Origin of the sequence: Roseovarius sp. PS-C2 (genome assembly GCF_018862045.1) — a bacterium.
In the GTDB taxonomy this organism is placed as follows: domain Bacteria; phylum Pseudomonadota; class Alphaproteobacteria; order Rhodobacterales; family Rhodobacteraceae; genus Roseovarius.
The window spans coordinates 1-19,755 of sequence record NZ_JAHKSQ010000013.1 but is presented as its reverse complement, the minus strand read 5'-3'; the positions used below and the strand labels follow the sequence as shown (position 1 = coordinate 19,755).

Annotated in this window: 16 protein-coding genes and 2 pseudogenes; 14 read left to right on the top strand and 4 right to left on the bottom strand. The window is 58.9% G+C overall.

Annotated elements, in window-relative coordinates; genetic code table 11:
* Positions 1-17: 17 nt before the first annotated feature.
* Positions 18-554, bottom strand: a pseudogene (locus tag KPG71_RS18005) (IS6 family transposase); the annotation flags it as partial.
* Positions 555-723: 169 nt separating this feature from the next.
* Between KPG71_RS18005 and KPG71_RS18000 the strand changes: the two are divergent.
* Entirely contained in the window at positions 724-2,484 is a 1,761-nt protein-coding gene (locus KPG71_RS18000; RefSeq protein ID WP_216339901.1) for a hypothetical protein, read from the top strand.
* 70 nt (positions 2,485-2,554) lie between these two features.
* Here the strand turns inward: KPG71_RS18000 and KPG71_RS17995 are convergent.
* Both KPG71_RS17995 and KPG71_RS17990 read right to left on the bottom strand, forming a co-directional pair.
* Positions 2,555-3,091: pseudogene (locus KPG71_RS17995) on the bottom strand (IS6 family transposase); the annotation flags it as partial.
* A 54-nt stretch (positions 3,092-3,145) separates the two neighbouring features.
* Entirely contained in the window at positions 3,146-3,853 is a 708-nt protein-coding gene (locus tag KPG71_RS17990; protein ID WP_216339899.1) for an IS6 family transposase, read from the bottom strand.
* Between the two features lie 404 nt (positions 3,854-4,257).
* Between KPG71_RS17990 and KPG71_RS17985 the strand changes: the two genes are divergently transcribed.
* Positions 4,258-5,007 carry a polysaccharide deacetylase family protein gene (locus tag KPG71_RS17985; RefSeq protein ID WP_216339897.1) on the top strand — a complete coding sequence of 250 codons (750 nt, stop codon included), beginning with the start codon at positions 4,258-4,260 and terminating at the stop codon, positions 5,005-5,007.
* Here KPG71_RS17985 and KPG71_RS17980 read toward each other — a convergent pair.
* Positions 4,950-5,582 (bottom strand): TetR/AcrR family transcriptional regulator, encoded by a 633-nt coding sequence (locus tag KPG71_RS17980; protein ID WP_216339895.1) that lies wholly within the window; start codon positions 5,580-5,582, stop codon positions 4,950-4,952. The genes KPG71_RS17985 and KPG71_RS17980 overlap by 58 nt on opposite strands.
* A gap of 161 nt (positions 5,583-5,743) precedes the next feature.
* Here KPG71_RS17980 and KPG71_RS17975 point away from each other — a divergent pair, with 161 nt between their 5' ends.
* From KPG71_RS17975 to KPG71_RS19885, 12 genes are all read left to right on the top strand, one after another.
* A complete protein-coding gene (locus KPG71_RS17975) occupies positions 5,744-6,745 on the top strand; it encodes an ABC transporter ATP-binding protein (RefSeq protein WP_216339893.1) in 1,002 nt (333 codons plus the stop codon).
* 103 nt (positions 6,746-6,848) lie between these two features.
* Complete coding sequence (locus KPG71_RS17970) at positions 6,849-7,892, top strand: extracellular solute-binding protein (RefSeq protein ID WP_216339891.1); 1,044 nt, start codon at positions 6,849-6,851, stop codon at positions 7,890-7,892.
* Positions 7,893-8,044: 152 nt separating this feature from the next.
* Positions 8,045-8,845 (top strand): ABC transporter permease, encoded by an 801-nt coding sequence (locus KPG71_RS17965; RefSeq protein WP_216339889.1) that lies wholly within the window; start codon positions 8,045-8,047, stop codon positions 8,843-8,845.
* Positions 8,845-9,636, top strand: coding sequence for an ABC transporter permease (locus KPG71_RS17960; protein WP_216339887.1), 792 nt, complete (start codon positions 8,845-8,847; stop codon positions 9,634-9,636). The genes KPG71_RS17965 and KPG71_RS17960 overlap by 1 nt, the downstream gene beginning before the upstream one ends.
* Before the next feature lie 53 nt (positions 9,637-9,689).
* On the top strand, positions 9,690-11,237 hold the full coding sequence (locus KPG71_RS17955; RefSeq protein WP_253196362.1) for an amidohydrolase: 1,548 nt from the start codon (positions 9,690-9,692) through the stop codon (positions 11,235-11,237).
* 39 nt (positions 11,238-11,276) lie between these two features.
* A complete protein-coding gene (locus tag KPG71_RS17950) occupies positions 11,277-12,284 on the top strand; it encodes a dimethylarginine dimethylaminohydrolase family protein (protein ID WP_216339883.1) in 1,008 nt (335 codons plus the stop codon).
* A 52-nt stretch (positions 12,285-12,336) separates the two neighbouring features.
* Complete coding sequence (locus KPG71_RS17945; protein ID WP_216339881.1) at positions 12,337-13,962, top strand: 5-guanidino-2-oxopentanoate decarboxylase; 1,626 nt, start codon at positions 12,337-12,339, stop codon at positions 13,960-13,962.
* Between the two features lie 22 nt (positions 13,963-13,984).
* The gene (locus tag KPG71_RS17940; RefSeq protein WP_216339880.1) at positions 13,985-15,220 is read left to right on the top strand and encodes a M20 family metallo-hydrolase; all 1,236 of its coding nucleotides are present in this window, start codon (positions 13,985-13,987) and stop codon (positions 15,218-15,220) included.
* 19 nt (positions 15,221-15,239) lie between these two features.
* Positions 15,240-16,607, top strand: a complete 1,368-nt coding sequence (locus tag KPG71_RS17935) for an FAD-binding oxidoreductase (protein WP_216339877.1) — start codon at positions 15,240-15,242, stop codon at positions 16,605-16,607.
* A 157-nt stretch (positions 16,608-16,764) separates the two neighbouring features.
* Positions 16,765-17,522 (top strand): IS5 family transposase gene (locus KPG71_RS17930; RefSeq protein WP_216339875.1). Its coding sequence is split into 2 segments (ribosomal slippage): positions 16,765-17,086 and positions 17,086-17,522, totalling 759 coding nucleotides; the frame shifts between segments, so codons are not numbered across the junction.
* A gap of 3 nt (positions 17,523-17,525) precedes the next feature.
* Positions 17,526-19,277 (top strand): DUF499 domain-containing protein, encoded by a 1,752-nt coding sequence (locus KPG71_RS17925; protein ID WP_301182922.1) that lies wholly within the window; start codon positions 17,526-17,528, stop codon positions 19,275-19,277.
* A 333-nt stretch (positions 19,278-19,610) separates the two neighbouring features.
* The coding region (locus KPG71_RS19885) for a DUF3489 domain-containing protein (protein ID WP_216339980.1) at positions 19,611-19,755 on the top strand (145 nt) is incomplete at its 3' end.

Here is a 19,755-nt window from a genome sequence, read left to right as displayed (position 1 = left end):
GGTTGCTCTGACACCGCCCGTCGTCGGAATGGTTGATGTGAATTCTCGGCGCGATTGTTCAGCCAGCGCCCCGTCATCTGGCGGTCGGCATTGCCGATTGCCTTCATGGCGGCACCATAGGAACGGAGCTTGTCGGTCACGACATGTTCGGGTCGACCATAGCGTTTCATCAATTTCCTGAGGAATTTCAATGCCGCTTTGCGATCGCGTCGCTTTGAAACAAAGGCGTCCAGAACTTCGCCTTCATGATCGACAGCGCGCCACATGTAGTGGGTCTCGCCGTTGATTTTGACGAAGACCTCGTCCAGATGCCATTGCCAGTTCGACCAAGCCCGCATTCGCTGAATTCGGCAGCGCCGGATTTCTGAGGCGAATTTCGGGCCAAACCTGTTCCACCAGAACCGGACGGATTCATGGCTGATGTCGATCCCGCGTTCGTGGAGCAGGTCCTCGACATTTCTCAGCGACAGTGGAAATCGCACATACATCATCACTGCCAGGCGGATGATCTCAGGGCTGGTTTTGAAGTACTTGAACGGGTCGCGATTTTTCATGCGGGCAGGGTAGGGCGGCACCAATGCCGCCTCAACCCGGTTTCCTCTGACACTGCCGTCAGTGCCGTTGATCAAGCTATGGATTGCCGAGCGGCTTCAATAAGCGTTTCGACTTTTTGGATAAAGCCAGCTAGTTTGGCTTCTAAACGCAATGGTAAGGTAGAATTTTATGAAGAAGATATTTGCTGCAGCTTGCGTACTCGCCCTTGTTTTTTTCTGGTCCGCGCCGCAACTGCGAGCCGCCCCTCCAAAGGAGGTCATGCAGGAAATGGCACGGCTCAATTTTCCGGATGCCCGCGTTATTGTAGAAGCCCAGGCTGCGACCGTGTTCCAGGTTAGCAGCAACGATCTGGTGATCATGTTTCATGGAGACATGGACGCGCCGATCGAGTTGGAACCTGCGCAGGACAAATATGGTCTTCAGCCTACAGGGGGGCTGTATGACCAGATCGGCGCATCGCCGTTCGGCCAAGCCCTTCAGCAACAGGCGAAGGCAACAAACGGGTCACAAAAAGTCAGTGTATCGCTCTACGCTATTGGCGCAACGGCCAAGGACCGTCCGAGCAGCTTGCAGCGCCCCGAACCTTTTTTCCGCACAGATTTCATTGCATACACGGATCTGGTGCGCGTGGTGCCGTTCGACGCTTTCAGCGTTCCAGACCTGCGCGTGACGCCGAATGAATACCTCGCCTACCAGGATAGGATCACAGAGGCGCGTCAGCGGGTAGAAAGCTGGCACAAAGCACAGCCGGACGAACAACAGCGTAAGGCGCTGATCGCTAAGGCGGCGGCAGGTGGTGGTGACGACAGCACCAAATTCGTCTTCATGGAACCGGCCTTCTGGCGTCCGCTGACCGAGGTACGGCAAAGACAGGGCTTCGTCGAGCCCGACGAACTCATCGTCCGGGATTATCTGCACGGTGCCTTCAACGCGGGCAGCGACATCAGGCTCAGTTACGTACGACCTCTTTTTGCCTTCATGTATCTGATGGATCGAAACTGCAGATCGGCCATCGAGAACCCGGTTCCCATTACCATCACGGAAACCAGCTACACAATGATCTCCGGCGAAGTCACCTCGCAGCGGGAAGTCGGAAAAGAGGTCGTTTGGGTGCACGCGAGCTTGCATGATCTCTACAGCCGCAATTTCGACCGCTGGCAGCGCGTTCAGAAGTCCGCAGGCGGTCGATCCATCATCGCCGGAATAGAAGGTCTTTTCGGTGGCAGTTCGAGCCGATCACAGACAATTATCAATGAAGCGCGCGACGAAGAGAGGCAGTTGAACTTTATGTTCGCCGAACTTCCCTGCGATCATCCGGCATTCTCGCAATTGGCCGAGAATTTTCGGCGCTATGGCATGGACGAGCCGCCGGTTCAGTCAACCGGCGATGAATCGGGTCTATCCACCATGTTATTCACCTATCGACCCCCCGAAGCGTACCAGTTCTTTCACGTGGTATTTGACCGTTTTCCGCAGGACAAACCACTGAACATCGCGGCACTTGAGACGCAGTTCATCGAAGCAGCCGGTGGAACGGATGTGTTTTGGGACAACTTTGGTGCGCTTGCGCGCTACAACCTGATATTCCGTGCCGCTGCGCCCTCGGGTAAAGGACTGCGCGAGGCGCGCTTGCTGCGTTTCGAAAACGGGCAGACACTTATGTTTTACGCAAATCGGTTCGTCGCTCCCGGAATGAATTCTCGGCAAGACATCGATTTCCGGTCGATGTCGCACTACGGTGGCCTTCGGATGACTGTACTTGATTGCGTTTATAATGACGGACGGGTTGAATCGTTCTGGTACGAAATCGCCGACTGGTACAAAGGACCGCAAAGCACCGGGCCCGACGGCTACCGACTGCCTGCCTCTCACCCGCTGGCAAAGATCAAGGTCCCAGCTTCTCCGAAACCGGTTTGTGCCTCGGAGTGATCCCTATGGGCAAGCTCGGTGGTGCCAGACAAACTCGACCTAGTCTCAGCTAGAGCAGGGACGCTGCCCCTTATGTCATGTAAAGACCGCGCCACTCGGCGAGAGCGGCGGCGCGGTTCAGCTTGAAATTTGATCTTGAGTAGAGGCTGCGCTCCGAGTTGAACAGATTGTAGACCGAGGCGTGGACGGCGGCGAATTTCTGCAAACTTCGTAGTCGCCGGAAGCGCAACATTGCCCGCTCTCGCCTTCGGAACGGCAGGTGGGAATTCTCGGCGCGATTGTTCAACCAGCGGCCGGTTTCCTGTCGAGCTGCATTGCCGATCTCTTTCAACGCGGCGCCATACGAACGCAGCCGGTCCGTGACAATCACGTCCGGGCGACCGTGCTTGCGCATTGCTTTCTTTAAGAATTTTAGTGCGGCCTTCTTGTCGCGGGTCTTGGTCACGAAGCTTTCCAGGATTTCCCCTTCGTGATCCACAGCTCGCCAGAGGTAGTGCCTCGCGCCGTTGATCTTTACGAACATCTCGTCCAAATGCCAGCGCCAGCGGCTGGATTTCATTCCGGCCACGCGACGTTTCTTGATCTCCGCCGCGAAGAGGGGGCCGAAGGCTGCTGTCAGACGAATTCGAACTAGTCTCAGCTAGGGCAGGGATGCTGCCCCTTATGTCATGCAAAGACCGCGCCATTCGGCGAGAGCCGTGGCGCGGTTCAGTTTGAAGTTTGATCTTGAGTAGAGGCTGCGCTCCGAGTTGAACAGATTGTGGACCGAAGAGTGGATGGCGGCGAATTTCTGCAAACTTCGCATACGCCGGAAACGGGTCATGGCACGTTCTCGTCGTCGGAACGGTTGATGCGAATTCTCGGCACGATTGTTTAGCCAGCGCCCCGTCATCTGGCGGTCGGCATTGCCGATTTCCTTCATCGCGGCACCATAGGAACGGAGCTTGTCGGTCACGACATGCTCGGGTCGACCGTAGCGTTTCATCAATTTCCTGAGGAATTTCAACGCTGCCTTGCGGTCTCGCCGCTTTGAAACAAAGGCGTCAAGAACTTCGCCTTCATGATCGACAGCGCGCCACATGTAGTGGGTCTCGCCATTGATTTTCACGAACACCTCGTCCAGATGCCATTGCCAGTTTGACCAAGCCCGCATTCGCTGAATTCGGCAGCGCCGGATCTCTGAGGCGAATTTCGGGCCAAACCTGTTCCACCAGAAGCGGACAGATTCATGACTGACGTCTATGCCGCGTTCGTGGAGCAGATCCTCGACGTTGCGCAGCGACAGAGGGAATCGCACATACATCATCACTGCCAGGCGGATGATCTCGGGACTGGTTTTGAAGTACTTGAACGGGTCACGTTTTTCCATGTGGGCAGGGTAGGGCGGCACTAACGCCGCCTCAACCCGGTTTCCTCTGACATTGCCCAGGGCTGGTTTTGAAGTACTTGAACGGGTCGCGTTTTTCCATGGGGGCAGGGTAGAGGCCGGATCGGTCGGCCTCAAGTCAGGTTGCTCTGACACCGCCGGGGGGAACTTCAACTTCAAGTTGGGTTGCTCTGATATCACCGGATGTTATGGTAGTTCACCACGTTACTTAACTAGAGTCCGGTTGGCAGGCTGACTAGCCTCGCTACTGGTTGCAGCTTGATAGGGCCTTGCTTATGTCCGCAGTCCGGGTTCGCGCTTGTCTCAGTTTCGATATTGATGGGCTTGCCCTGATTAAAGCCAAGCGCGCCTTGGGTGTTGACCTGCCCCGTGGGCTGGAGAAGTTGATGCAGCAGGATCAGACGACGTATTTCGACCGTCTTCTGGAATTCTATGATCGGCTTGGCGCGTCGCAAACCGTGTTTATTCCGACTGTAACGGCGCTGGCCGAGCCTGGTCGCGTACACCGGCTGATCGACAGCGGGCATGAAGTTGGATTTCATGGGTGGGACCACCTGCCCTTCGCGAGTCTAGACGCGGCAGGGGAGCAGGCGGAGTTTCAGAACAGCGTGGATGTATTTCAAACCGAATTCGGTGTGCGTTTGCGCGGGATGCGCGCCCCGTCCTATGACGTGTCGGAGCGCACCCCCGGCAACGTGATCGCCGCAGGCATGACTTATGACAGTAGCTCTGTCGCCGAGTTCATGCCAAACCGCGTGAAGCGAGACGGGGGCAGCTACTGGAGCCTGCCCACCCACGCGCAACTGGATGATTGGGCCCATTGTGTTCACCTGCCCCGGCTAGGCTACGATCGGCCCATGCGATCCGCCGCGGAGGTCTTACGGATCTACAAGGACACGTTCGACCTCTGCTATGCCGAGGGCGGCTGTTTCGTGACGGTCTGGCATCCCTTCGTTACGCTGTGCGATCAGTATATCGGCGTGGCCGACGCGTTGGCCGAGTACATTGCCGGACATGCCGGCGTGGTGTTCTCGACGTTGGCCGATATGGCCAACACGCTTGAGGTGCAATGTGCCGCCTATTCGCCGCATGATGGTGCGGGCAGTAGCCAAGGGGCAAGGATAACACGGGCATAGGCCGGAATCATCTCTATCAACGTATCCACTGTCATGCCATCATCCATCACCATGCGTGCGAAATAGTCGGTTCCGACCATGGTGATTAATTCGGTCGTCAGTGCGATATCCGTATCGGGATGCAGCCGACCGGCATCCCGATAGGTCTCCAGCAATCTGCGATAGTGCCGCGCGATGCTCCAGCCGAACATACGGCCTGCCCGAGTCAGGTGTGTCGGGGGTGAATCATAGGCTGCCCGCAGAATTACCCGCCAACCGCGCTTACCGAGTGTCGCCAGGGTCTGTTGCGCCAGAAGACGTTCATATGCGATGATGCCGTCCACAGGTTCAGGCGGTAAGGCGGCCAGCAGGGCACGCCGTGCGGGTAGGGCGCTGCGCAGGTGCCGCAGCGCGATGGCGGTCATTAGATTGGCCTTGGTTTCGAAATAGTTATAAGCCGTCGCGGTCGAAACTCCGGCGCGAGCCGCGATCTCCTCCATTTGGGTATCGTCGTAACCCTGCTCCTCGAACAGTTCTCGCGCCGACTGTGTCAAAGCCTCGCGTTTAAGTCGCTTGTTCTCTTCTCTTAATCCCATCGCGTTCCGCCTTTACTTGACGTGCGGTCATAGCAGCGCCGCGCAGTTAGTCTATTAATTTATGTACTTTACACTAAAATTATACATAAGTATAAAATTATAGTTGACTTTAATATTTGGCCGATGTTTGCTCTGCTCACCCTGACAGCAAACCTGAGATGATGACGCATAAATCAGATACCGACACCCTGACGATTCGCGATCTGTCCAAGACCTATGGCAGCTTTCGCGCGCTCGATACCGTTTCGCTCAGCGTTAATCAGGGCGAGTTCCTCACGCTGCTCGGTCCCTCCGGGTCGGGCAAGACGACATTGCTGATGTCTATCGCCGGATTCGTCCAGCCCGACGGTGGACAGATTACATTGGGTGGGCGAGACATCACCCATACGCCGCCGGAAAAGCGCAGCTTCGGTATGGTGTTTCAAGGCTATGCGTTGTTCCCGCATATGACTGTCAACGACAACGTGAAATTCCCGCTGAAAATGCGCGGAGAGAATGGCGTAAAGGCGGCACGACACGTGGCCGATGCGTTGGAGCTTGTCGGGCTTTCGGATAAAGGGAAGAGCTATCCGCGCGAGTTGTCGGGCGGTCAGCAACAACGCGTGGCGCTGGCGCGGGCCATCGTATTTCAACCACATATGCTGTTGCTGGATGAGCCGCTCAGCGCGCTGGACACGCAGTTGCGCGGCCAGTTGCAGAGTGAGCTAAAACGCCTGCATCGGGCGGTGGGGCTGACCTTCATATATGTCACTCATGATCAAAGCGAAGCCCTGTCTATGTCCGACCGGATCGCGGTGATGCGCGATGGCCGCCTAGAGCAGGTGGGCCTTCCGGACGATCTTTATGACAGGCCCGTAAACCGATTCGTTGCCGAATTCATGGGGGTGGAGAACTTCCTGCCCCCCGATCTGAGCGGCAGCCAGCGTATGCTGGCGCTGCGCGCACATGCTCTGGAACTGGCGCAGGGCCCTGGGCGTGTTGCGGCCCATGTTACCGAACGCGACTATTACGGTGCTGAAATCCGTTACACCGCGCATACCGAGAGCGGTGTGCCCCTGCGATTTAAGATACCCGCTGGGCAGGGCGTATCCTTGCCACAGGAGGGCGATGCTATCGCGCTGGACTGGCAGGACAAGGATGCGCTGCCCTTAGCCGATCACTGAACAACAAAAATGCAAGCCTTCAAGAACAGGGAGACTATAAATGGAAGACCAGAGTTTTGCAGCAGATTTTGCCGATATTATGCAGGAGCAGAAAGCCAGCGGTATGAACCGTCGGCAAATTCTGCAATCGGCACTTGCGATGGGTGTGGCGCCGCTGGCCGCATCGCTGAGCGCACGTGGCGCCTTGGCCGCCGATAAACCCGAAGTCGTGCTGGTAAATTGGGGCGGCATGGCGGTTGATGTTTTTCAGAAGGCTTTTGCCGACCCTTATAACGCCAAGGGTGGGAACATGGTGATCGACGGGTCGGGACCGGTGAACGGTAAGATCCTGACGATGGTCCAGGCCAACGATGTGACCTGGGACATCTGCGATGCAGGCGTCACCACTCTTGCTGATCTGGGGCCAAAAGGCGCTTTGCAGCCCATAAACTATGATATTGTGGACAAATCCAAAGTCGTGGGCGGCATGGCCTATGATCTAGGCGTGGCGAATTATTTCTTTTCGTCTGTCATGGCCTGGGACAGTGCCAAGGTCGAAGGCACACCCACACCGGCGGACTTCTTTGATACCAAGAAATATCCTGGGCGGCGGATGATCCGCAAAGATAGCCAAGCCATGCTCGAACTGGCGCTGTTGGCCGATGGTGTTGCCCCTGAAGATCTGTACCCGTTGGATGTGGAGCGTGCCTTTGCCAAGTTCGATTCCATCCGCGATGATCTGCTGTTTTGGACCTCCGGGTCGCAAAGCCAAAGCCTGCTGCGTGACGGGGAATGCGTCATGGGGTTCCTCTGGTCCACCCGCGCCAACATGCTGGACAAAGAAACCGGCGGCCGCATCAAATACACCTTCAACAAGGGTCTGTTGCAGCCCGGCCTGTGGGTCGTGCCCAAAAACAACCCTGCCGGGGACGAGGCGTTTCACGCCATTGCATCCATGCAAAACCCTGAGGAACAGGTCTACGTTCTGGAGCAAATGGGAAATGGTCCGGCCAACCCCGCCGCAGCCGATATGGTGCCGGAAAAGTTGCGCAGCGCCAATCCGGCATCTCCCGAGAACCGCGAGGTTCAGGCCGTGTTGAATGCCGATTGGTATATCGAGAACCATCGCGAGACCTATCAGGCCTTCCTTGACCGGATTGCCCTGTAAGCACTGGTGGTCAGCGCCTCTGCGTTAGGGGGCGCTGACCCGTCCATACCAGCTGGTCAGTCTATGCTGACCCAATCTTCCCTTCTCTGGCAGCCGGATATTTCAGCCGCATGCAACGCAAATACAATCCGCAACTGACCTATTGGCTGCTTGTGCTGCCTGCGCTGCTGGCTATGGCCGCTTTCTATTTCTATCCGGTATCGCGCGTTCTTTGGATGAGCGTCACTATCCCCGAGCCGGGTCTTGATAATTTCGACCTGCTGAGAAAATCGCATTCCATCAACCGGATGCTGTTGACCACTTTGCGTATCTCGCTGATTTCGACCGCGTTGACTCTGATTCTTGGGTATATCGTGGCCTATGTCATCACCCATGCAGAAGATCACCGCAAACGGCTGTTGTTCATGGCAGTGCTGGCCTCGCTCTGGATTTCGGTACTGGTTCGGGCGTTCGCGTGGTTTACGTTGCTGCGGAGCGACGGGCTGATCAACCAGATGCTTATGAGGCTTGGCGTGATTGATGCTCCGTTGCCAATGATGTGGAACGAATTTTCCGTGCTGGTGGGTATTGTGCATGCGATGCTGCCGCTGGCCATTCTGCCGCTATATTCGTGCATGCAATCCATTGACCCCCGGCTGATTGCGGCGGCACGCGGGCTGGGGGCCAGCCGTCTGAGGGCCTTCTGGCAGGTGTTCTTTCCTTTGACACTGCCGGGGGTGTTCGGCGCCTCGATCCTTGTATTCATCTATGCGCTTGGTTTCTACGTAACCCCGGCCTTGCTGGGCGGTGGACGCAAAATGATGATCGCCGAGTACATCAAGGTGCAGATCCTTGAGGTGGTCAATTGGGGTGCCGGATCCATGCTGGCCAGCCTGCTGCTGATTTTCATCATTGTTACCCTGGCCATTGTCAGCCGCATCGTCGATCTGCGTAAATTGTTTGGAGCCGCCTGATGTCTTCTTTTGTCCGTGACAAAGCCTCGCTGCCGGTGCGCGGTTCGGCCTGGACGATTATCTGTTTGATGATCCTGCCGATGAGCGTGGTCTTCGCCGTCTCCGTCACCGACCGGCCTTATCTGTCGCTTCCGGAAGAGGGGATGTCTCTGCAATATTACCGCCACTTGTTCACCTCCCCGGAATGGCTTTGGTCGATCTGGCAGAGCTTTGTCATCGCTTGCGTGTCCACCGCCATTGCAGGGGCCCTCGGCACGCTGGGCTCGATCGGATGTTGGCGCATCAGTTCTGGAGCCTCCAATGTGCTGCGATTGATCATGATGGTGCCGCTGATGCTGCCACCTATCGTTTACGGTTTGGGGGCCTATCAGGTCTGGGCCGACCTGGGATGGGTCAATACCTATACCGGGATTATCGTCGCCCATGCCATGACCGGCATTCCCTATATTGTTATCACCGTGTCTACGGCCCTGGCTGGCCTTGATCCCAAACTGGAGCAGGCGGCGCGTAACCTTGGGGCCGGGATGGGCGCGACCATCTGGTACGTCATCTTTCCCAATATCATGCCGGGTATCCTGTCGGGGCTGGTCTTCGCCTTCATCCATTCTTGGGATGAACTGGTGATCGCACTGTTCATCGCCGGACGGAAAGTTTTCACCCTGCCGCGCCGGATGTGGGATGGGATTAACGAGAATCTTGATCCTACCATGGCCGCGGTCGCGTCTGTGCTGATCCTGGTCACTCTCGCCCTGCTGATGTTCGAACTTCTAGGCCGAGGCCGGAAACGCTGATCTTCAAGAAAGGCAAGACGATGTTTTCTAGTGTACCTTTAAAGCAAGAGGCAATGGCCTGGATCGACGCACGGTTGGATTGCCTGTCGGCGGATCATATGACGATCTGGAACCTGCACGAACCGTCGTGGCGCGAGTATAAATCCGCGGCTTGGTATGTAGAGCGGCTGCGCGCCGAAGGATTTGACGTTGAAGCTGGATCGGGCGGCATGCCCACCGCCTTCTGCGCCACCTGGAGCAATGGTGACGGCCCAACCATTGGCGGCTATGCCGAATATGACGCAGTACCAGGCCAGGCGCAGGCCCCGGTACCATATCGTGCGCCGCGCGAAGGGGTCTCGCAATACGCCGCCGGTCACACCGATCCGCATTCGGCGCTGGGGATCGGTTCGTTGACCGGGTTTCTGGCGGCCAAGGCGATGATGGAGAAGCACAACATACCCGGCCGCCTGAAATTCATGGGTGAACCGGCGGAAAAGATGTGCGGCTCCAAGCCGGTTCATGCCGCCAAGGGCTATTACGACGATATGGATGCAGCGATCAGCTTTCATCCGCATTCCTTCCCGGCGCTGACCAATGGCTGTTTCTGGGATACCCATTCTGCTCCTTATTGGAGCCGCATCTATACCTTCGAATGCGATACCCCCGAAACCTGGCAGCAGTCCAAGGCCAATACGGGAATTGCACACACCCATTTCAGCGCCCGCGCGCCGGGAGCCATTGATGCGGTCTGTCTGATGTACAGTGCCGGGAAATACATGAAGGAAAGCATGTTGCCGCATCATGGCAGCTGGACCCTGAACGAGTATATTCTCAAAGCCGGGCATGCTGCGGCGGATAACATCGCGCCGGGGCTGGGACAGATTCAGTATTCCTTCCGCGGGCCGGCGCTGTCCATGTGCGAACAGGTATTCGAGGTGCTGGACCGCAACGCCGAGCATATTGCGGCGATGACCCACTGCACCTTGACAAAAGCTTGGATTACGCGCTGCCGCTCCGGCCTGCCTAATCACGCTATGGCCCGGCTGGCCTTTGCCAATTTCGCAGAGATTGGCCCGCCAACCTGGCCGGAAGAGGGCAAGGCCTTTGCGCGGCAAATCATGCAGGGCCTGGGGCGCGACCCGCTAGACGAGCCTTTCGTGGATGGCCACGATCGGCTGACCCCGCCTTGGGAAGCTGAACAGGCCTTCCGCGCCCAGTTGCCCGCTTGGCAGACCCACATCGCCGCCGACGATTACGTGGAATACACATGGCATGCGCCGACCGTGCGGCTATATGTGGCGCGCCCCACATTAGCCTCGCCCGACGGCTATCGCTATGGCGAATGGACCCGCAACGCCATGGGCGGTGTGCCCGCTTGTATTGACCCGATGTGGTCCACGGCCGGACGGGTGATTTCAGCCACCATTCTGGACTTACTGACCGATGGCACCAGTCTGGCCGAAGCGCAGCGCGAATTCCGGGACCGGTCGGGCGGTGGTGTGCGCGGTCCGGATTGGACTGCACCGCTGCTTCCCGCCGGGTTTGATGCGCCGGTCGGCTATGGATGGCCCGAATATGTCTGCACCGCGCGCGGCGAAGGCTGGTCGCATCCGGCCTGATTTTTTTGTTTATCCCTGTCACATCAATGGAGCCTACAGATGTCGATCATCACCGAAGCCGAATACCGGTATAACACCCTGATCAAGCAGTTCCCTTCGAAAGAAAGCCCCGCCTTTCACGAGGATGAGGAACAGCAGGCGGTCTGGGGGCAGGTTTGGGGCTGTGACAATGATGTGGGCCAGATCCGCAAGGTGCTGATGCACCGCCCGGGTGATGAACTGAAGGTGCTTGATCCTACCCGACGGATTGATGGCATCAATGCCTTTGGCGAGGTCGACAAAGGCTGGTACTGGCGTGGTGATGTGATTCCCGATCTGGCCGATATGCAGGCCCAGCACGACGGTTATGCCAACATCCTGCGCGAGGAAGGCGCCGAAGTGGTTTATGTAGACAAGGCGGCGCCCGGAAAAATGAAGCAGGTCTATACCCGCGACAGCGTGATCGCCGTGAAAGGCGGAGCCATCGTCACCCGGCTTGGCCCGCCGATCCGCCGGGGCGAGGAATTGCCCGTTACCCGCACGCTGGCTGCGCTCGGCATGCCGATCTTGCGCACAATCAGCGGAACGGGCCTGATGGAGGGGGGTAGTTTCGCCTTCATCACCTCGACGCTGGCGGTGGTGGGTCTCTCTTGCCGGGTGAATGCCGAAGGCGCCCGGCAGTTGCAGGAGGTGCTGGCCACCCAAGGGATCGAACTGCTCATCGTGGAACTGACCGGATACCGGTTGCATATAGATGGAGCCTTCGTGATGGTCGATGCTGAAACGGCCTTCATCAACCCGGCTCTGCTGCCCTACTGGTTCCTTGAAAAGCTGTCCGAGCTGGGCATCAGGACAATCGACGTTTGTCACGAGGATGAAGGCTGGGTCATAAACTGCCTGGCGGTCCGACCGGGGCGGGTTCTGATGTCGCCGGGTCTGTCGGATCGCACGCGCGAGAAATTCGACAAGGCCGGGATCAGCGTGCGCAGCGTGCCCTATGACAAGGTATCGTTGGGCGGGGGCGGTTTGCATTGCTCGACCGCACCGCTGATCCGAGACAGTCTGTAACCCCGCACCGGCCTGTGCCGCCATCGCGCATTCAGGTCAGAAGGATATTGTCATGTCGTCTTCTTCTTCCCAACACTCCATGACGCTGGCCCAGTATCTGGTGGCGGCGCTGGAAACCTATGATGTGGATACGGTGTTCGGTATTCCCGGCGTACATACGGTAGAACTTTACCGTGCCCTGAACGGCAGCGCATTGCGGCACGTCACCCCGCGCAATGAACAGGGGGCCGGCTTTTTGGCCGATGGATATGCTCGTGCATCGGGCAAGGTGGCCGCCTGTTTCGTGATCACCGGGCCGGGCATGACCAATATCGCCACGCCTATGGGCCAGGCGCTGGCGGACTCCGTTCCGATGCTTGTGATATCATCGGTCAATCCGGTGGGGCGCATGGGGTCAGGTGATGGCTGGCTGCATGAAATGCCCGATCAGCGCGGGCTGGCCGGACAGCTAACCGCGTTCAGTCATACCGTCCTCGACCCGGCGGAGCTTCCCAAGGTGCTCGCCCGCGCCTTTTCGGTGTTCCGGTCGCGCCGTCCCGCACCGGTGCATATCGAAATACCGGTGGATTTGTTCGCCCGCACTATGTCCGACGCCGCGCTGCCTGTCACGGCGCCGCAGATTCCGGCCGCACCGGTCGCTACCCCCGCCGATCTTGCGGCCCTGGTCAAGGCCTCCGACGCCGCCGAACGCCCGGTGATCCTTGCCGGGGGCGGCGCCGCGAATGCCGCCGAGGACCTGCGGCGCCTGGCCGAGCGGCTGGACGCGCCGGTGGTGATGACGATGAACGGTCGCGGCATCCTGCCCGACGATCATCCTCTGGCGGTGCCCTGCGGGCCCGCGCTGGACCCGGTACGAGAGATGGTGGAAACCGCTGATCTGGTGCTCGCCTTGGGCACCGAAATGGGTCCGGCCGAATATGATTTCTATGACCGTGGCCTGATGGCATTGCAAGGCCGGCTGATCCGGGTGGATATCGATGCCCAGCAGATGATGCGCGGCCCGCAGGCCGATCCGGCAATCCTGGCAGATTGCGCAGCGACACTACGAAACCTGCCGGAACTGACATTGAAGGATTGTGATGGCGCAGGCCGCGCCGCGCGATGCCGCGATGCCGTGCGCGACGGAACCTCGCCGCTTCACGCCAGTTGTCAGGCCATGCTGAGTCAGCTTCGCGAGGCGCTGCCCGATGCCGTGATCGTCGGGGATTCCGCCCAGCCGGTTTATGCCGGAATGCTGCATTTCGGCGTCAACCAGCCCCGGTCTTGGTTTTGTTCGGCCACCGGGTTCGGCACGTTGGGCTATGCTGTGTCGGCGGCGACGGGTGCCTGGCTGTCCACCGGCCGGCCGGTCATCGCGGTAATCGGCGATGGCGGGATTCAATTCAATCTGGGCGAGATCGCCACGGCCCGCGAAATCGGCTGCCCCCTGATCATCCTGCTGTGGAACAATAACGGCTATCTTGAGATCAAACGCTTCATGGAAGGTCGCGATATTCCCACGATAGGGGTGGACATCTTCACGCCCGATTTCCAGACCCTGGCCAAAGGGTTCGATTGCGAGGCGGTGATGCTGGATAGGCCCGGGGACCTGTCCGCAGCGGCACAGGCCGCGGCAGAGCGCGACCGCCCGACGCTGATCGAACTAAACGAAACACGTTATTGCGACGCGCGGGCATAGGCCCACAAGAAAGAGCTGACGGATGAAACTACGGGTAAATTCAGACCGGCTGTGGCGAAACCTGATCGAAACCGCACGGTTCGGAGGGACGCCCGATGGCGGTGTCTGCCGTCTGACCCTCAGCCCGGAGGATGCGCAGGTGCGTGATTGGCTGGCCGAATATGCAAGCAAGCTAGGCTGTCATTTGTCGGTGGACCGGTTCGGCAACATGTTCGTCACGCGGCCCGGCCGCCGCGACGATCTGGCACCGGTCGCCATGGGCAGCCACCTCGACACCCAACCCACCGGCGGACGTTTCGACGGTATCTTGGGTGTGCTGGCCGGTCTGGAAGTTTTGGAAACCCTGACCGAAGCCGGGGTCGAAACCGAAGCCCCCGTGATGCTTGTGAACTGGACGAATGAAGAGGGGTCGCGCTTTTCCCCGGCGATGATGGGATCGGCGGTGCATGCCGGGACACAGCCTCTGGACCGGGCGCTGGCCTGCACCGATGCCCAAGGGATTTCGATGGCACAGGCGCTGGCCGATCATGGTCGTCCGGGCGATATGGACGCGGGAACCATCCCCCTTGGCGCGATGTTCGAACTGCATATCGAACAAGGACCGGTTCTGGAACAGAACAAGGTTCCGGTGGGTGTCGTGACCGGTGTGCAGGGCATGCGCTGGTACGATCTTCGATTCACCGGGCAATCGGCCCATGCGGGCACCACGCCGATGAACCACCGTGCCGATGCCGCGCTGGCCGCGGCGCGGCTGATGATGGAGATGTCAGAGTGCGCCCGCGCTTTGGGCGGCGTGATCACCTTCGGCGATATTTCGGTGCCCCGCGCCTCGCGTAACGTGGTGGCCGGAGAGGTCAGACTGACAGTTGATGCCCGGCACCCGACGGTAGAGGGCCTGGACGGGATGGAACAGGGTCTGACCGATTTGGTCAATGCCGCCGGACCGGTGAATGTCGAGATTGCGCGGCTGTACTCCAGCGCGCCAGTGAAATTCGATCCCGGGTGCATCGCGGCGGTCCGCAAGGGCGCCGAGGTCGAACAGGCAGCGTGGCGAGATATCGTTTCCGGTGCCGGGCATGATGCGGTCGCCTGTGCCACGATTGCGCCGACGGCAATGATCTTCGTGCCCTGCAAGGACGGGATCAGCCACAACCCGGCGGAAAGCGCCACTCAAGCCGATTGCGGCCTGGGGGCACAGGTGTTGCTGAACGCCGTGCTGGATTATCAGCCGCGTATCGTGACAGATGGGGCCGGTTGACCAGAGCGGGACTGAAACGATGACAACGACACCGGCCGATCAGGCGCTGACGGAATTGCAGGCCGCTCTGGGACCCAAGGGGTGCCTGAGTAGGGAGGCCCTCACCGGGATCGGCCAGATATCGGACGCCAGCGGCCATGCGACGGACGGGGCCCCGCTGGCATTGCTGCGCCCGGCCTCGGTCGGCGAGGTATCCCAGGCGTTGGAAATCTGTCATCGACACCAACTGCCCGTCGTGCCGCAGGGCGGGTTGACCGGCCTGTCCGGCGGGGCCAATGTGGGCAGCGGTCAGGTGGCCCTGTCCATGGCGCGCTTTGCCGGTATCGAGCAAATTGACACCACCGCTGCCACGATGACCGTCCGCGCCGGCACCGTTCTGGAAACCGCACAGCGCGCGGCCGAGGAAGCCGGATTCGTCCTGCCCATCGACCTGGGCGCGCGCGGCTCCTGCCAGATCGGTGGGGTCATCTCCACTAATGCGGGCGGCTGCCGCGTGATCCGCTATGGCACCACCCGCGACAATCTTCTGGGGCTGGAAGCCGTCACCGCGCAGGGCGAGGTGCTGTCGCATCTGTCGCGCGTGACCAAGGACAATACCGGTTACGATCTGCGGCACCTTTTTTGCGGTGCCGAAGGTACGCTGGGTGTGGTCACCCGCGCGGTACTGCGGCTCTGGCCGCGACCGGCACGGGGCGAAACCGCGCTCTGCGCGCTGGACAGGTTCGACCAGGTGGTCGCCCTGCTGCAGCGAGCGCGCAAGGGTCTGGTTCTGCAAGCCTTCGAAGTGATGTGGCGCGATCATTTCATGATGAGCGGCGGCGGCAATCTTTTCGCCGATGCGCCGCCCCTGGCCGTTTTGATCGAGGCCGAAGGCGACGGATTGCCTGCACTGCTGGAAACCGCGTTCGAGGCCGGCGAGGTGACTGATGCCCTGATCGCCCAGTCCGAAGCGGATGCCCAGGCGTTCTGGGCGGTGCGTGAAACCCGTAACGCGCGTGACAGCCTGCATGACGTGCTGAATCTTGATGTCAGCCTGCCCATTTCGGCCATGGCGGGATTTGTCGAAGAGTGCGGTGCCGCGATCCGGGCGCTCGATCCCACGGCCGATGTCTATTTTTTCGGCCATTTGGGTGACGGCAATTTGCATGTCATGGCAAGGATGCCCGCGTTGGGAGCCGAAGGAGAGACGGCATTGCAGGCCGCCGCCTATCCGCTGGTGCGGGACCGTGAGGGGTCTATCTCTGCCGAACACGGCATTGGAACGATCAAGCGCGACTGGCTGGGCCTTTCGCGCTCGGAATTTGAAATTGCTGCAATGCGGGGGTTAAAGACGGTGTTCGATCCGCAAGGGCAGATGAACCCCGGTAAGTTGTTGCCCAATCCGTAGGTTGAGCGGTGTCAGGCCAATTCTACCTCGCCCAAGAAAGGTCGGTAAGGTGCTGTCAGACAAATTCGAACTCGTCTCAGCTAGGCTCAGGACCTATTAATCGGGTTGAGATCGCATTGGTCGCATGATTCAAATCCCCAAATTTTGAGGGAGTATCATGAGCAATCTATTTTGGCTGACCGACGAACAGATGGCGCGACTGCGGCCGTTCTTTCCCAAGAGCCACGGCAAGCCGAGGGTCGATGATCGGCGGGTGTTGAGTGGGATAATCTTCATCAACCGCAATGGCTTACGGTGGTGCGATGCGCCGAAGGAATACGGCCCGCCGAAAACGCTCTACAATCGCTGGAAACGCTGGAGCGAGATGGGTGTTTTTGCCAGGATATTTGCAGGGTTGGCGGCTGAGGCGACGGACCCGAGGACAATCATGATCGACGCTATTTACCTCAAAGCCCATCGCACGGCATCAAGCTTGCGGGGCAAAAAGGGGGGCGCGGGCGGCTGATAGGGCGGACCAAAGGCGGCATGAATACCAAGTTGCATGCCATCACCGACACCAACGGACGGCCTATCCGGTTCTTCATGTCGGCTGGCCAGATCAGCGACTATACAGGGGCGGCGGCGCTCTTGGGCGACATGCCGAAAGCCCAGTGGCTTCTGGGGGATCGCGGCTATGACGCCGACTGGTTCCGCGAAGCCCTGCAAGAAAAGGGGATCAGGCCATGCATCCCGGGACGGAAGGCCCGAAAGAAGCCCGTCAAATACGACAAGCGCAGGTATAAACGCCGAAACCGCATCGAGATCATGTTTGGCCGCCTGAAGGATTGGCGGCGCGTTGCCACACGATATGACCGCTGCCCCGAAGTCTTCCTCTCCGCCATCGCTCTCGCCGCAACAGTCATGTTTTGGTTATGAGTCCTGAGCCTAGAGAAGTTCCAGCGCACGCGTGGCGTTCTGCGTTTGATGGCGCAGGTGATCCATGAGCTCTGGATGGGCAACGACCCGTCGGTCATGATCATGCCCGGAAGCGTGGCAATCAGCACCGCCCGAGTGGAGCCGGAGCTGCTCCACTATCTCGACGCAAGCTGGCAGTCGATTATCGCAGGTGACGTGGATGGCGTAACCTCAACACCTTATAAAATCGATCAAGGAGCGCCAAACCTAAATAAATACTCTGCAACCCGCAGAATAGCGCGCGCGATTTTTATGGGAACGGCACCGACCCATGGTCAAGAGAACAAGGGCCTCGATGATAAACAGATCAATCTTGGTGTCGTACAGCCCGGTGAGCGCCCAGCGATATTTGGCGATGCGCTTAGACGCCTGACCAACCAAGCGAAGTTTATGCACAGCGATCTCGGCCGCTATTGGTATTCGATGTCAGCAAGCCTGAACCGGATTGCCGCCGATCGCGCAGGACAGCTCGAGGAAGCTCTCGTCCTGATGGAAATCGATAAGGCACTCGTCGGCTACATCAATGGCCTCGGTGACCGTGGGCACTTCGATGCTGTGCAAGTGGCGCCTGGCAGCTCGTCCGACGTTCCCGATGAACCTGGCGGCGTGCGCGCTGTAATTCTGGGCGTGGCACACCCACACACCGGCAGAGATGGCTCCGAAGCATTGTCCGAAGCCAAGGAAATACTGATGCAACGCGGGAGCACGCCGCGCGTCTACCGGAACATGCTTGTGTTCTTGGCGGCAGAGCAACGTCAGCTCGACAACTTGAAGGCTGCAATGCGTTCGGCTTTGGCTTGGGCAGAAATCGTTCGCGAAACGGATCGTCTTAACCTGACGCAAAGCGACAGCGCCCTCGCCAAGGCAAAACTGACGGAAAGCAATGAGACGCTAAAAACCCGCCTGAAAGAGGCTTGGTGCTATCTTCTGTATCCAGTTCAGGAAAGCGCTCAGGCAGACCTCGAGTGGACGTCAGCGAAGGTGCCCGCTCAGGACGGATTGCTGGCGCGTGCAAGCAAGAAGCTCGTCAGTGACGAGGGGCTTTTGCCCGAGCTTGGGCCCGCCCGACTGGATCGCGAGCTCCAAAAATACATCTGGAACGGGAAAGGTCATCTGTTTCTCAAGGACTTGTGGGAGTACATGAACCGGTACACCTACTTGCCTCGCGTCAAGAATCGCAGCGTGCTTGCGAAAGCTGTTCAATCAGCGGTCTCTGGGATGCTTCCTGGCCCATTTGCATACGCCGATCGCTGGGATGAACCAGAGGATATCTACGTTGGTTTGGCAATATCAGGTCCTAGCCAAGTCCAGGTCGTGATCGACAGCGATTCTGTAATCATCAAACCCGACGTCGCAGAATCTCACCGGCCCAAGTCAACAGAAGAGCCGGCTGGTCAGGGCGGATCAGGCCCCACGGACCCTGATGGCCCTGCGCCAACGCCAGGTGGTGATACGGGTGGAGAACCCGCTCCCGCCCCAGAAAGGAAACCCACGCGTTTCGCCGGAACCGTCATGATCTCGGCCGACCGACCGGCGCGAGACATCCACCAAATCGTGGAAGCAATTATCGAGCAGCTCACTACACTTCCGGGCAGTGACGTATCTCTGAAGCTGGAAATTGATGCCGAAGTCGCTTCCGGTCTGGATCGTGCCAAAGTCAGAACTTTGATCGAGAACGCAACTACGCTGGGCTTCATCGACAAGTCTATCAAGTGATGGACTGCGGGGGATCAAATGTGTTTGCGGCTGACATACGCTGAAGCATTGCTCTGGAAGAAAAGTGCGGCTCAGCTTATCGCTGAGCCGCGGAAGATATGACTTAACTCATTACTCAAGCTGGCCATCAATGCCGAATTCCTTTTCAAATGTACGCCTTATCTCGCCTCACCGCGACCTGAACAACACGACCACATAGCTCCCGAACCTCCCCCCCCCGACTGGACTTCAGCGCCACGACGAGCATTGCTGTACTCACGCCCGAGCGATGCTTCGGGCCTCTGCCGGTAGCAGGGCTGACACCGGGTCGGCCCGCAGAACCGGGAGATCCTCATGACCAAAACCAAGCCCCAAACCAAACCCTCGCGCAAATCCAAGGCAGAGCTTCTGCGCGACATGCTCACGCGCGCAGATGGTGCAAAGCTCGACGACCTGTGCAAGGCCACCGGCTGGCAGGCGCATACGGTGCGCGCGGCGC